A 12,346-nucleotide genomic window follows, 5' to 3' on the forward strand; every position below is an offset into this window, starting at 1 on the left:
TGGTCTTCTCCTTAGTTCGCGGGAACGTCGGTGTTCGCACCACCAGGCACAACTCCGCCATGGATGTGCGTGCTGCCGACATCCTTGCCGTCATGTTCCTGCTTGCCTCCGGTCTGAACGAAACCCTTGGCGGTGAAATGGAATGTCGTACCGCCAACCTCAATGAAGAGGCCATCGGCGGTATGAGTTATTGTTGCACTGCCAATCACGACGCGCTTCTCCCCGCCCTTATTGTGCGGCTGTGGCGTGTCTTCGGTGAAACCACCCTTGATCATGAAAGACTTGGCAAGCTCGCCGTCGGGAGACACGAGAATTACCCGCTGCCCAATTGATGGCGGCGTCCACTCGTTTATGTCGCCTGCCTGTTCTGACCACGAAGTAGGCGGTGAATCGATGCCGTGCGCTTCGACAATGACAGTGCCATTTTCGTAGTCGATTTCCTTCACGATGCCTTCGCGGAACATATTGTTCTGCCTGACAGCCATACGGCGTACGACGGATTCTACGACCTCGAGCCGCTCGATCAGTTTGTCAAAGATCGTGAAAGGGGTCATAGAGATATCCCCTGATGGTGCCATACAATAGGCGTCTTCAAGACGGGCATGACCCCCGCTGGAGCCCCGAGGCGTTCAGACAAATCGCGAGTATACCCGAGCGTCTTCATTGCCCGGTCGTTCGGGGTGTCGGCCGCGTTGGCAGTAAGCAAGGCGATGATGTCATCAACCCGGTCGCTATAATCAGGGAAGCTCTGGAGCCTGTCGAGGAAGGGGGCAATCTGCGCAGGTATCGCGCCGACGGCATTTTCTCGGAGGGCCTTCATTTCAACCGTGATCTGTCGGGCAGCCAGTCGCAAGCCTCCTTCTACAGACGCACCTCGGCGGCTGATGACCGTGTGGTATGCCGGGCAAATATAATTGAACGCGTCGCTTGCCACGGTGCCCTTTGTCAGAGCACGAAACATTTGAAGCTCGAGGGCATCCAGTGTCGTCTCAATTTCGCTGTCCGTCGATGGACATTCGAGACTGTACGGCTCCGGCGTATTGGAACCCTCTCGGTTTTTTACCGTCTGCACCACGAGCATTTCGAACGTGAGTGACATGAAGCGGTCGTCATGCACCCGGCCAGCCTTTGGCCATGGGTCTTTGTCGTAATCGGTGTAGACGACGACGCATGGAAATACCCGGTCGATCTTCATGTCTTCGACTGGCTCGATCTTGGAATCGAAAATGTAAGGGCCAGCCAGTGTAGGCCACGGCTCTTCCATGTAATTGTTCAGCGCGCAGACTGCAGATAAACGGACGATGCTACGATACACGCTCATGCCTGACCTCCAAGCTGCACAAGCTTCATGACCATACGGGAGAGGCCATCTCGCTGTGACGAGACGACCTGGAAGTCAGGAAGTTCCGGCCGGGTTGGGAAGACGATCAAGTCGCCTTGCTTCGGCTCCTCGCGACCAATTGGAAAATACCTGCGGTCAATCGAAAGCTGCGGATCTCTTCCCGACTGGAGCGAACGCAAGTCGTTCGCCTCACGGTAGGATCGACGCACGCCGAGCTGCACGCCGTATTCGACTGAGACGTAATCGAAGATGCCTTTGCCGTTGACGACTTGACGGGTTGCGTCAGGGCCAGATCTACCGTTCGGTGTAGATGCTTGCGGCGTAAATACGAACGGGATCGCGTTGACCCGATCGACCGTCTTGCTGATCACTCTATCCATACGGTCGAATACGGCCATGACGCACCTCTTTACTTGTCGGCCTTCTTGGCGGGGGCCTTCTCGATTTCAGTTTTTGCCGGCTCGGCAGTCTTGACCTCGGCGATCAGCCCTGCGGCTTTGTAGCCCTTGGCGTCATCGTCGGAGAGGGAGACAATGTCCTTCTCGATCACCGGGCGACCCAAGATGATGGTGTCGTGCTTGACGGAATACTGTTTCATGACTCTCTCCACGCGGAGGAGGTGGCCGCTAAGGACCACCACGCACCGGGATTAGAAGTTGTCGTTGAGACGGACGCGACCGACACCCGACTGGTTTGCGGCGGCAACCACGGCAACGCCGACCTTGGTATTGTCAGTGGCGACCTTCGTGGCGATCCCATTCGGGTCCATGTAGATTTCGTCACCGAAATCCCAAACTTCAGCAGCGGGCTTCGGGAACTCATAAACTTCGCCGAGCGCGAGCTCGAACTCTTCGCCGACCATTGCGTTAGTTGCGGCTACGCCGAAGATCGAGCCGATCTTTACGAACTGGCCGCTGGCGACGGAGGCTGCAGCAACAGCAGTGACGACCTTGCCGGGCTGAATGAAATTGCGCATTGGGATGCTCCCTTGTTTCGCAAAAAAAGGATGGGCGCTGATGATGAGTCAGCGCCCTTGGTGATGGTGACCGAAGGCCAGATTACTTGGCGGTGCCGGCGTTCTTGTACGCGAAGCGATAGTCGGTCAGGCCAACACCGAAGTCATGGGCCAGCGTGTACTCGACACCTTCGACGTCGAAGCCGAGGCGCTCATTCGTGCGCGGGGTTTCCGAACCGAGGAGGTGCAGGTAATGAATACCGCGCCCCATGGTGGAAGCAGCATCCGCGAACAGGAACCATGCCTTGGTGTTCAGAGCGTCAATGCGATGCTCGTAAACCGGCTGAATCGAACGGATCACTTGCGGGACAACGTCCGCCGTGGTGGTCGGAACGGTAACGCCGGAGATCAGCTTCTGTGCGACGGTTTCATTGTCAGCGCCGACGAAGAGGAACTTCGGCGTGACGTTGATGGATTCGCCGTCGATGTTCTTCTGCTGGCGGAACTGCAGGCGGGCAGCTTCAAGCGTGGCTTGGTCGATCCCGCCGCCGGTGCCAGCAAGGTTCTTGTGGTCCGCGTGGAACAGGGCCTTGCCGTCCTTCAGCTTCATCGAGTTCTGGAGAATAGCGCCCCACACGATGTCGCCTTCCAGCTTCGCGGCCTTCATGCCCCAATTAGCGACGAGCTGCATGAACGCATTGAGCTGGTCGTTGATCAGCATTTCACGGGTGAACCCGATCTTGCGACCGTACGACTGGAGCTTCATGCCTTCTTCACTCTCGCGAACGGTGCCGGACTTGAACTCGCCGTGCTCATTCTTCGGCAGCAGGTCAGGAGCCGAACCGATATCGAGCACCTTCGTTTCACGGAAGTCGGAAAGGACCGTCCGGGTTGAGAAGAGCTGGAAGGTGTTTTCGTACAGGCCGTACGCATTGAGGAGCGTCTGCGTCGTGATGTCCTGAAGGATGATCGGGAAATCCGACGTGCTGTGCAGAGCGCGCTGTGCGACGTCATGCATCGAGCCGCGAGTGCTTTCGCCACGGGCACGGAGCAGTTCCTTGGCGATGTCCATGGTGGACATACCGCGCCATTCGCGAGCACCGTCTTCCAGCTTGGTGACTACGTTGTTGCGATGAAGGATGGCGTTGGCGACCATGCGGCGCATGGTTTCCTGAGAGTCCTGCATGCCGCGAGTCTCCACGATGGGGAAGGTTGGATTGGTCGCCTGGCGCTCAACCATCTTGTCGAACAGCGCGTTGCGGAATGCTTCCACATCCGTGCCGCCGTCGATGGCGTTGCGGACCATCTCGTCGTCGGTCTTGAACCCTGCCGTGCGGGCGAGGTCGTTGATGTCCTTGACGCGCTTGCGCTCGGCCGCGACGGCAGCGCGGGACTGCTCGGCAACTTCGGATGCGCTGACAGCAGCTGGCTGAGTGACAACCGGTGCGGGCTGAGCGGAAGTGCGGGTCTGCGTCTCTTCAGCTGCAGCGCGGGCAGCCGCGTCTTCAGCTTCCTTGCGCTGCTTGTCTTCCTCATCATAAGCGGCGAGGAGGCGAGCACGCAGAGCGTCATCGGTTTCGCCTTCGCTGCGGGAAATACCAGAGCCGAGGGCCAGAGCGTCGAGCTTATCGCCATTGAAGGACTTAGCTGCATCGCGCTTGTTCATGGGTGTAGTCTCCGTGGTGTTTGCGGACTCGGCCGCTTGATGATCTTCCTGGCGAACCAAAACCTTTTCGACATCCTTGCCGGTCGGCTCGGAGCGTGAGATGGCCTCGGCGTCAGCAGGCACCGGCACAACTGAAAGCTCCAAGGGCTCCCAATCGATCGCGCGAAGCGTTGGCAGCTGACCGTCAGCCCCCTCCGTTTTCTCGTACCGGTGGATTTTGTAACCAACCGAGATCGAGAGCGGATGCCCGTCCTTGAGATCCCGGAGGATGATTTCAGCCTTCTCATTGCGCGAGAACTTGATGGTGGCGTAGCCCCGGCCGTTCTCGATCTTCACGCTACCCGGCACGACCGTGCCAAGACGTGAGTCCATGGACCACTGTTCGTGGGTGTCGAGCAGGGACATGGCAGCAAAACGGTCCATACGGATCGCCTTCTTATCCACGGCCAGCTCTTCCATGTAGTACCCTTCGTCCCAAGAGTACCGTTTGACCTTGGCGCCGGTTGTCCAGCAAACCTCGACTGTTCGGTCATCTTCGTTGAAGGTATCTGCGCGCACCTCACAGGCCGCATAGGGCTTTGGGATGCGTATCTCTTTCTCAAGAGACTCCCTAATTGCTCTTGGCATTATCGCCTCCTGAGTTGGAACCGCCGTCCTGGACCCACTGAGACTGGCCTTGCGACGTGACCTTGCGCGGGTCACTGTCGAAGACGACCTTGCTCGCCGTCTTGTCGACGGCTTGGTTCCATTGATCGAATTCATTAAGGACAGTCATCGGATCGCGACCGGTGGAGGCGATAACCTCTTGCGGCGAACGCTTACCAATGCGCATTTCAATGAGGTCTGCCCGTGCGTCATCGAGACGGGTGATGCTCGCCACTTCTGGCGGAACCCACTCGACCTCTTCGTTCCACGTTTTTGGGATCGAACCGTCCAGAATTGCGGCCTGAACAAACCAGTCCCAGACCTTCTGAAGCACCATCGGAATGATGAGGTGCCACTGAACAATCTCAACGAAATTCTGGTACGCAAGCAGGCCAAGTTTGCCAGATGCGAAGTTTGCCTGACTGAAATCGCCAGTCATGATCTCGTACGGCATACGAACGCCGGCTGCGATGCTGCGCTGACGCGTGCGGATGTAAGCTTCAATACCTGCTGATATGGCCGGACTGTTGAACTTGATATCCTTGCCGCCACGCAGTACGCCGAACATGCCGGGCTCCATTCTTTCGAACGGGAATCCGTAGATGTCCGTGACGCCAACAGGGTCAGCCTTGTCCTCAGTCTCGTCGAGACCGATGTTCGGATCGCTCTCGTCTACTTCGTCATCGCCGGGGATGACCATGCCGACCATGCAGGACTCGACTTTCTTGCGGATGTTCTCGGCAAGTTCGTAGTCCTTCAGGTCGCGGATCTCGTTCATCACCGAGTGCAACCAAGGCACACCGTGCACCTGATTGTTCTGCGGCTCGTACAGGTGTGCGATCTCATTCTCTGGGATGAACTTGCTCACCATGCTGTCGAGGCCACCGGTCAGATATGACAGGCCGGATTTCGGATGATCATTGAACATCCAGTAGCCACGACGATTGCCGACGGCATCGAACTCCACACCCTGAACAATCCGATTTCCGGGGTTGCCGGGCGGGACACCCTGCTTGCTCCAGTCGCAATATTCAGCTTCCAAAATCTGGAGCTGGAGGGGGACAGGGAACCCGTCGCTTCGACTGCGGATGCGACGGCGAACATAGACCTCGCCGTCCTGAACCATCATCCGAGCCAGCAGATAAACACCGCCGTCGAAGTCAAGACCGGTGCCGGAGAAGCAAACCTTCTTCCACTTCTTGAACAACGACATCACCTTCTCGTCTTTGACGCGGGGGGTAATGCCGAAGCCAACAAAGTTATCGGCGTGTTTTCCTACAATCGTTGTCGCGAGCGGATTATTGCGGACAAGATCTCTCGATCGATCCCGGAGAGTTTGACCTGCTTTCCTGATTTCTGAATCCGCTGTACCCGAAACAACGTTGATGCCTTTAGCAAGGCGCCCGGTCGACGCCCCCTCGTAGGAACGAGCGCCATCCAGGATCTCCATGCGCCGTCTGTGCGCCGCGCGCGCCGCTCCAGCCTTCGGGCTGATATACCCGATGGCCTTGTCCAGTAGGTTCGCCATTAGTACCCCCTGCTGAACGTGGTTAGGATCGTACGCTTCCGACGCCGTTGCGGGGTCACCTCGGCCTCGAGCTCGTCGATGATGGCCTTCATATCGGCCCGGTTTCTGTAGGAAACGTCTCGCTCTCGGAACTTCACGCGAGTTGCTCCAAGGTAATACGCTTCCTTCAAATCCCGGAGAAAGGCGGCCTTCTCTTCCGGCGTGAACGTGGAAACGTTCAATGCTGGTTCTTCGCTGCCTTCGGCCATCACCAGATGCTCCCTCTACTGCCCCACACGCTCGATGGCCGCGCAGGCCGGTTAGGGGCTGGACGGGTCGGCGGTGCTTCTGGCATTTCGGTTGGTTGAACTTCGCGAGTAGAGCGTCTCCTTTGAGGAGGACCGTCTCGCAACTTAGTCAGATTGAGGATCAGCGAACAGGCGCCGTGCATCGCTTCGCAGTCGAGGAAGTGGTTCTCCTTCGACTTCATCACCCATTTAATCTTGCCTCCGGGAGCGCGGATGCGGCTCTCGGAAACGATCTGTTTGCAGTAGTCGTCGCTGATATCCTCGGGCAGATTCCACGCACCGGGTGCACCATCCTCCCAACGAACCTTCTGCTGAACCCACGACTTGAAATAGTCGGTGTCGAGGCGCAGAAGGTCGAGCCCCTTCTTGATGTCCTTGCCGTCGATCTTGATGTCGATCTTGCTCGAAGTCACAGGCTTGCGCATCGGAGAGGATGAACCCTTCGTTGCATGGACAAGGTTCGGGAAGCGGCGTGCAAATGCGTAGACCCGATGCTCTGGCACCAGGAATTTCTTACCAGGGCGGAAGCCAGAATCTATCAGCACCATGCGTAGTGGCAAACCGTCGTAAAGGTCCGTCACCATGCTAGCGAGCGTATCCCAGACTTCTTGATCTTCGGTCGGGCCGTAGATTTCGGAAGCCTCGATCAGCCAAGACGATGCATACGCGCCCCACCCACGGATTACGTAAATGAGGCGGTTCTTTTGCACGTCGATGGTCATAGTGAGGAGACGAACGCCTTCCGGCACGTCACCCATCTTGTAGCCGCTGTCTTCACCGCGCTTGGCGACTTCGCTCCATTCCGGTGCCGCACCGCCACCCGGTGAATAAAGCTCGCCAAAGCCTTGGTTTTTCACGGCTTGGATGTCGTCAGGGGAGCCAGATCGGGTTGCTTCGACGTAACGCGCTGCTCGCTCGCCCCATTTTACGAAGGGTGAGCTGAGCCCAGAGACCCAATAACTGAGCGTCCAGCTCTCAGGCGGTAGACCAATTACCGTTCCGTCAGGGTCGACAGATTGGCCGGGCGATACATAAACGCCGCGGTCATTCATCCATTCCTTAGTAGTACGGTTGCTACCGTCTGGTCCCGGTTGCTCTTCATAAATCAGGCAGCCGTTCTTCGGACAAACCAGATGTGCCGTACGATGCGCCAGCGATGGCGTCGACGGCATTTCTTTTCCGTCCTCTGATTTCGGTTTGTCCCATGCGAGACAAGCGAAACGGGGAATGAAATATTCACCGCAATGAGGGCAGGGCCAAGCCCAATGATACCGAGTTCCCGTCAGCCACAGCCGCCATACAGTCGACTTGACTTCCTCTGGGTCGGAGTCTGCCCAAAATTCAAGGCCACTGTCAGGGTCGGTTTCCACTTCGGCCACCCCTTCGCTTGGCGTTGACGTAATCGCGTGAACAAAGTCGGGATGCGTGTCACCGCGTGCGTCGATCAGGCCCACGGGATCACCCTGTTTTTTCAGATTGCTCCTCAGCTCATCCACTTCGTCAGTGAACGCCATGCCGAATGGATCGGACTTCATCGCAGTCGATGAGCCACCATGCGCCAGGCGCAGCGGCACGCCGTTGATCACCTTCTTCGTCTTCTTTTGCTTGGACTTCACCGCGCATACTTCTTTCAACGCAGTGCTTTTCATCAGCTCATCAATGCGCGGTTCCCACTGATCAGTGAGAAACTGCTTTGAAGGACCGACGTAAATAATCGGAACAGGATTTGTATCGAGACGTTCGCCGATCAGATCGATAAACGTTTCCGATTTTCCCGACTGTGCCGACACCACCATGACCACACGCTTGTGCGTGCGCCCGTGTACGGCCATTGCGAACGGGATCATGTAAGGTGTTTTGTACGGATTGCGCGGGCCTGGATGCCCCGATGTTTCCGGATACTCGCGGTTGGCCTGCGCCCACCGGATTGGGTCAGTCCTCGTCCTCGGTGTCAGGAGCTTCTTCGCCCGTGCGAAGAGCAGCTGTCTTTTCGGCGAGACGATCGGCAAGTCTGAGACGTCCTTTGTCAATGATGTCATTCAGCCTTCGCCGCTCTCGCGGCTCCCCTGTAATCTCGGCCGGTAGCCCGGTTAGGTACGAGAGAAAGAGACCGACCAGCTCATCGGTCACGCCAAGAGCTTCATCGAGCGTGATCAGCTCGCGGCCTTTCCTCATGCGGTTAAGGCGGATGTCGAGGGCCTTCTCGTCGCGCAGACGATCCATGCTCTCGTTGCCGGATTTCTTGACGGCGCCTTCCCGAAGGAAAGTTGCGTACGCCTGGACAACTCGGCCAACATGAAACCGGCCCATTGCTTCGGCTACGATGACTTGCTCTTCCTTCTCCAGCTGGCGGAGACGCCGCGTCGATATGCCGAGCACTTCTGCCATCTCTGTCTGGTTGACGATCATGTCGGCAGGTTTGATTTTTGCGGGCGACTTGGTTGACGAAGCTGGCTTTTTGGTTGCCGCTTTCTTCGTCGCAGGTTTCTTCGCGGCCATCAGAACCTCATCAGTTTCTCGATACGCTTGCCGACATGCAGCTCAAGCTGCTGCGGTCCAATCCGCAGGAACGTGTCCAGGGACTCGTCTTCCGGGATTTCCTTCATGAGAGCGGGGCCGAACAACCGGCGGATCTTGCCGTACTGCACCCCCGAGGAGGCGAACTTGCCGCCTGCGCCTCGAGGCTGGTTTGGCTTCCGGCCGAAGGTCCAAAGCGCTTTTGGTGCGCGACTAGACGTCCCGGCGCTCGGTGGCAGCATCGCGTAGAAATTCCCGTCCGCTTCAAACGATCGCTTGAACACGCGCGGATGGTTCCACACTCCCGACCGGATTGTCCCGCGTTCGAGAGCTGAGCGGCCAACGTTCAGACGGTTGCCTTTGCGAACCGACCGAAGTCCCCGATATTCCTCAATGTCTGTCCCGCCCTTCACACCGAAGATGTCGAACGCGAGAATTGCTTTGCGTGAAATGCCTCTGGTTCCGGCAACGACATACCGATTGTAGTTTCCGGCCTTCAGGTTCATTTGCTTGGTGACGGCACGCTGCACGCTCGTCTTTGTTTTGCGACCAGCGTCGACAACACCTCGGTGCAGCTCGTTCTTGAAGGTGCCCTTTGCTAAGCGCTCCGCCAATTTGCTGAAGCTTCGAAGCGACGACATGTTGGAAGTCCCGAGCTTGATCTGCATTTCGGGCCTCTTTTCAACTTGCGATTGGTAAAACCCCTGCGTGGAAGCACACCTCTGAGCATCGATTACAACCTGCGAGGTTGTGATCTGCCTCAACGTCTGGGCAGGAACTCAGACCCGGAATTGTCGGAATCGGAACCCCAAAATTGAAATCATCAAAACCACTCAAAGACTGCGCTGCGGCTGACCCGCGGTCCGGGGGCCCCCACCTCGGAAGAACCTAATGCCACCGGGGGTCTAACCCATTGATATGCATTAACATTTGCGTGCTGACCATGGCGACGGCATGAGACCGGCGCAAGATACGGTAGCAAGGCAGGGTAGGGCATTGGCATGGCATGGCGTGGCGTGGCACTTGGTGGCGCATGGCAGAGCGGTGCATGGCGTGGCACGTGGTGCCAATGCGCGTGTGGTGTATGCGCCCCCGGCCTCCGGCCTACCGGCCTTGTGCCCTTGTATGTGTGTCTATGTGTGAGGTGGAGGGAAAGCTTGCGCGGCGGTCGCTCATCATGGCGCGGCGTGTCGCCGGTCGCATTGCTGGCCTATGGGCATTTGTTTGACTCGCCTGTTTGAGTCCACACAAGGCCCCTATTGAAAATACGTACCGGATAAAATGCCCACGGGCCTACCCAATGCAACGCGCCTTGCCCTTCGCCATACGGCTTGCGCCCTTATTGAACCTGACAGGAATCAATCGACCTTATCGGCGGTTCAGGCACGCTTTTCTATGCATCGGCCTAATCCAGCAATCCCCAAAACATACGTATAACGCATGATAACAATACGTTTGGTATAAATTTGTTTTGTTTAAAATCAATCATTTAGATACGTATCGTGTAGAAAATCAAAAATACCGCTTGCGTTTAATACGTTACGAATTATTCTACATGTATCGAAACGACGGCAACGGCGGTTCGGGACGGCTCCCCGGTCAGAGCGGGTGCTAAGGCGGTTCTTATGAGCCGGGTTCTTTGACAGTAAGACAACGGCATTTCGCCTTAGTGCTTTAGTAGGTGGACGTAGATCGTGACTGGCTTGCCAGTGTGGATTAGCGGGATTGAACGGGCATGAGGGAACAACGAAAGGCGCGGTTGCGAATCGGTGATTGATGCGTGGGAAGTCTTACAAGCTTTTCCAGTCAATCGGGGCCTGCGAGAAAATCTAGCGTTAATGCTAGTCCGGCCTGACTTAACAATAGGACGCTTGCGAATATGCGCCGCCGGAAACGGGACGGGCGATAAGGCAAAGCACAATAGGCAATATGCGGTCCGGCTGGAATAACCCGGTTTGATGCACTGAACATGCGCCGCTCTATAAGGCTAGTCCCCGGCAAGCGCCGGATGTTTCAGGAAAAAAACCATTCAACGAATTTTCAATGTGAAAAGGCCGGAACTGCTGAAAAAGCTTTCCGGCTTTTTCCGTTGCGATAGTGCGGCGATTATGGCCGCTCTTTTTCAACGGAAAGGCACGACGATGGATTTTGAAACTGCGATGGAAAGCACCGTCTCGATTAACTCGGCAATCGCTGAGTTGGCACGGCACGGACACAAGGCAGTCGATTTTGACGATTGCGAGTTGTTCGATTGCACTTCAGGCGAAGCAATCGCCGCTATCAATGGCGGTTGCGTTTCAGGCGGTGCCGTTCTGGCATGGCTCGGCTATTGAATGACAGCATCAAGGGCAGGGCTACCCTGCCTTTTGTGAAGTCATTTCGGCTTCTACCCCCGCAATTATGCGAAAAACGGAAAAGGAAATTCAACATGGCTACTTTCAACGTTCTCAAGGGCGCAGCACTCGGCAAGGCTATTTCCGGTCAGGGCAAGGCTATCGCCACCTTTACCGCACGTGAGCACCAGCTCGCCTATTCCGCTATCGCTCATCTGGATGAGCATAACGACGTCAAGTATTTGAACGCGCTCTATGACGTCACGCCGGTCAATTACCGCGCCGGACTCCGTGCCTGGGCTGCGGCTTTCTCCAAGGCGAAGTTTGACAAGGAATCGCAGTCTTTCACCTTTGCCAAGGGCAAGGCGTCGGATCTCGAAAAGGCGCTTGAAGTGGCTCCGGCCAATTTCGCGAAGGAAGCAAATGCTGGCGCCGCGAAGCCTGCAAAGTCCTTGATGGAACGGGTGGAAGCGGCCGCGAAAAAGGCGATTGAGGATGACGCCGCGAGCAGGGAAGACAAGGCTTTCGCTCGCGCGCTGAACAACTTCCTCACCATGCACAAGCGTGCCCTCACGCAGCCTAAGCCGGAAAAGGTGGAAAAGCCTGCCGCACGTCTCATCAAGGCAAAGCCGGAAGCCGTCGCGGAGGTCGCAGAAGCGGCCTGAAAAGCCGCGCCGTTCAGCGTCATTCATGGGGGTAGGCGATAGCCTGCCCCTTTCCCATGCGGCTACGCAAATGCGCCCTTGCGCCTTTTCGCGGCTTCATGCCGATCCCGCAATCATGCACGAAAGGAATGGACTATTGGCCGCTACCATTGATACACTTGGTTTTGCAAAACACCTTCGCGAAGCAGGTGTCCCGGACAAACAGGCGGAGGCGCACGCGGAAGCGGTGCGCGATTATCTGATGAGCGAAGTTGCAACCAAGGCCGATATTGTCAGGCTGGAAGCCATGATCGAGCGTCAAACGCTGCAACTGACCGTTCGCCTGGGCGGAATTATCGTCGCTGCGGTCGGCTTCATGGTCACGGTAACAAAGTTCTTCTAATCCTGACCACATACTGAATTTTGCAA

The 12,346-nt window shown here is 56.8% G+C and carries 14 protein-coding genes; 3 read left to right on the forward strand and 11 right to left on the reverse strand.

Going from position 1 to position 12,346, the window contains the following annotated elements:
- Positions 1-11 precede the first annotated feature (11 nt).
- The 11 genes from AC1RHM_RS00930 to AC1RHM_RS00980 form a co-directional block, all read right to left on the reverse strand.
- On the reverse strand, positions 12-554 hold the full coding sequence (locus AC1RHM_RS00930; protein ID WP_492332362.1) for a hypothetical protein: 543 nt from the start codon (positions 552-554) through the stop codon (positions 12-14).
- Complete coding sequence (locus AC1RHM_RS00935; protein ID WP_492332363.1) at positions 551-1,321, reverse strand: hypothetical protein; 771 nt, start codon at positions 1,319-1,321, stop codon at positions 551-553. The genes AC1RHM_RS00930 and AC1RHM_RS00935 overlap by 4 nt, the downstream gene beginning before the upstream one ends.
- Positions 1,318-1,740, reverse strand: coding sequence for a hypothetical protein (locus AC1RHM_RS00940; RefSeq protein ID WP_492332364.1), 423 nt, complete (start codon positions 1,738-1,740; stop codon positions 1,318-1,320). Before AC1RHM_RS00940 ends, AC1RHM_RS00935 begins: the two co-directional genes overlap by 4 nt.
- An 11-nt stretch (positions 1,741-1,751) precedes the next feature.
- Complete coding sequence (locus AC1RHM_RS00945) at positions 1,752-1,940, reverse strand: hypothetical protein (RefSeq protein WP_492332365.1); 189 nt, start codon at positions 1,938-1,940, stop codon at positions 1,752-1,754.
- A gap of 51 nt (positions 1,941-1,991) precedes the next feature.
- Complete coding sequence (locus tag AC1RHM_RS00950) at positions 1,992-2,318, reverse strand: DUF2190 family protein (protein WP_492332366.1); 327 nt, start codon at positions 2,316-2,318, stop codon at positions 1,992-1,994.
- Positions 2,319-2,400: 82 nt separating this feature from the next.
- Positions 2,401-4,590, reverse strand: a complete 2,190-nt coding sequence (locus tag AC1RHM_RS00955) for a prohead protease/major capsid protein fusion protein (protein ID WP_492332367.1) — start codon at positions 4,588-4,590, stop codon at positions 2,401-2,403.
- Positions 4,574-6,136 (reverse strand): phage portal protein, encoded by a 1,563-nt coding sequence (locus AC1RHM_RS00960; RefSeq protein ID WP_492332368.1) that lies wholly within the window; start codon positions 6,134-6,136, stop codon positions 4,574-4,576. Before AC1RHM_RS00960 ends, AC1RHM_RS00955 begins: the two co-directional genes overlap by 17 nt.
- Positions 6,136-6,384 (reverse strand): phage head-tail joining protein, encoded by a 249-nt coding sequence (locus tag AC1RHM_RS00965; RefSeq protein ID WP_492332369.1) that lies wholly within the window; start codon positions 6,382-6,384, stop codon positions 6,136-6,138. Before AC1RHM_RS00965 ends, AC1RHM_RS00960 begins: the two co-directional genes overlap by 1 nt.
- Positions 6,384-8,462, reverse strand: a complete 2,079-nt coding sequence (locus AC1RHM_RS00970; RefSeq protein WP_492332370.1) for a terminase gpA endonuclease subunit — start codon at positions 8,460-8,462, stop codon at positions 6,384-6,386. The genes AC1RHM_RS00965 and AC1RHM_RS00970 overlap by 1 nt, the downstream gene beginning before the upstream one ends.
- Positions 8,356-8,922 (reverse strand): hypothetical protein, encoded by a 567-nt coding sequence (locus AC1RHM_RS00975; protein WP_492332371.1) that lies wholly within the window; start codon positions 8,920-8,922, stop codon positions 8,356-8,358. Before AC1RHM_RS00975 ends, AC1RHM_RS00970 begins: the two co-directional genes overlap by 107 nt.
- Positions 8,922-9,608, reverse strand: a complete 687-nt coding sequence (locus AC1RHM_RS00980) for a hypothetical protein (protein WP_492332372.1) — start codon at positions 9,606-9,608, stop codon at positions 8,922-8,924. The genes AC1RHM_RS00975 and AC1RHM_RS00980 overlap by 1 nt, the downstream gene beginning before the upstream one ends.
- A 1,473-nt stretch (positions 9,609-11,081) precedes the next feature.
- Between AC1RHM_RS00980 and AC1RHM_RS00985 the strand changes: the two genes are divergently transcribed.
- The 3 genes from AC1RHM_RS00985 to AC1RHM_RS00995 all read left to right on the forward strand — a co-directional run bounded on the left by AC1RHM_RS00985 (position 11,082) and on the right by AC1RHM_RS00995 (position 12,320).
- Positions 11,082-11,273: a hypothetical protein gene (locus AC1RHM_RS00985; protein ID WP_492332373.1), complete on the forward strand. Its 192-nt coding sequence runs from the start codon at positions 11,082-11,084 to the stop codon at positions 11,271-11,273.
- Between the two features lie 95 nt (positions 11,274-11,368).
- The gene (locus AC1RHM_RS00990) at positions 11,369-11,938 is read left to right on the forward strand and encodes a Rossmann-fold NAD(P)-binding domain-containing protein (protein WP_492332374.1); all 570 of its coding nucleotides are present in this window, start codon (positions 11,369-11,371) and stop codon (positions 11,936-11,938) included.
- Positions 11,939-12,074: 136 nt separating this feature from the next.
- The gene (locus tag AC1RHM_RS00995; protein ID WP_492332375.1) at positions 12,075-12,320 is read left to right on the forward strand and encodes a hypothetical protein; all 246 of its coding nucleotides are present in this window, start codon (positions 12,075-12,077) and stop codon (positions 12,318-12,320) included.
- Positions 12,321-12,346 lie beyond the last annotated feature (26 nt).

It is taken from the genome of Brucella sp. GW823-FHT04E01, assembly GCF_058796175.1.

Coding starts and splice junctions, on each gene's coding strand:
- AC1RHM_RS00935 (WP_492332363.1), bottom strand. CDS start 1,321: ATGAGCGTGTATCGTAGCATCGTCCGTTTATCTGCAGTCTGCGCGCTG.
- AC1RHM_RS00960 (WP_492332368.1), bottom strand. CDS start 6,136: ATGGCGAACCTACTGGACAAGGCCATCGGGTATATCAGCCCGAAGGCT.
- AC1RHM_RS00985 (WP_492332373.1), top strand. CDS start 11,082: ATGGATTTTGAAACTGCGATGGAAAGCACCGTCTCGATTAACTCGGCA.
- AC1RHM_RS00945 (WP_492332365.1), bottom strand. CDS start 1,940: ATGAAACAGTATTCCGTCAAGCACGACACCATCATCTTGGGTCGCCCG.
- AC1RHM_RS00950 (WP_492332366.1), bottom strand. CDS start 2,318: ATGCGCAATTTCATTCAGCCCGGCAAGGTCGTCACTGCTGTTGCTGCA.
- AC1RHM_RS00975 (WP_492332371.1), bottom strand. CDS start 8,922: ATGGCCGCGAAGAAACCTGCGACGAAGAAAGCGGCAACCAAAAAGCCA.
- AC1RHM_RS00990 (WP_492332374.1), top strand. CDS start 11,369: ATGGCTACTTTCAACGTTCTCAAGGGCGCAGCACTCGGCAAGGCTATT.
- AC1RHM_RS00955 (WP_492332367.1), bottom strand. CDS start 4,590: ATGCCAAGAGCAATTAGGGAGTCTCTTGAGAAAGAGATACGCATCCCA.
- AC1RHM_RS00940 (WP_492332364.1), bottom strand. CDS start 1,740: ATGGCCGTATTCGACCGTATGGATAGAGTGATCAGCAAGACGGTCGAT.
- AC1RHM_RS00965 (WP_492332369.1), bottom strand. CDS start 6,384: ATGGCCGAAGGCAGCGAAGAACCAGCATTGAACGTTTCCACGTTCACG.
- AC1RHM_RS00980 (WP_492332372.1), bottom strand. CDS start 9,608: ATGCAGATCAAGCTCGGGACTTCCAACATGTCGTCGCTTCGAAGCTTC.
- AC1RHM_RS00970 (WP_492332370.1), bottom strand. CDS start 8,462: ATGACATCATTGACAAAGGACGTCTCAGACTTGCCGATCGTCTCGCCG.
- AC1RHM_RS00930 (WP_492332362.1), bottom strand. CDS start 554: ATGACCCCTTTCACGATCTTTGACAAACTGATCGAGCGGCTCGAGGTC.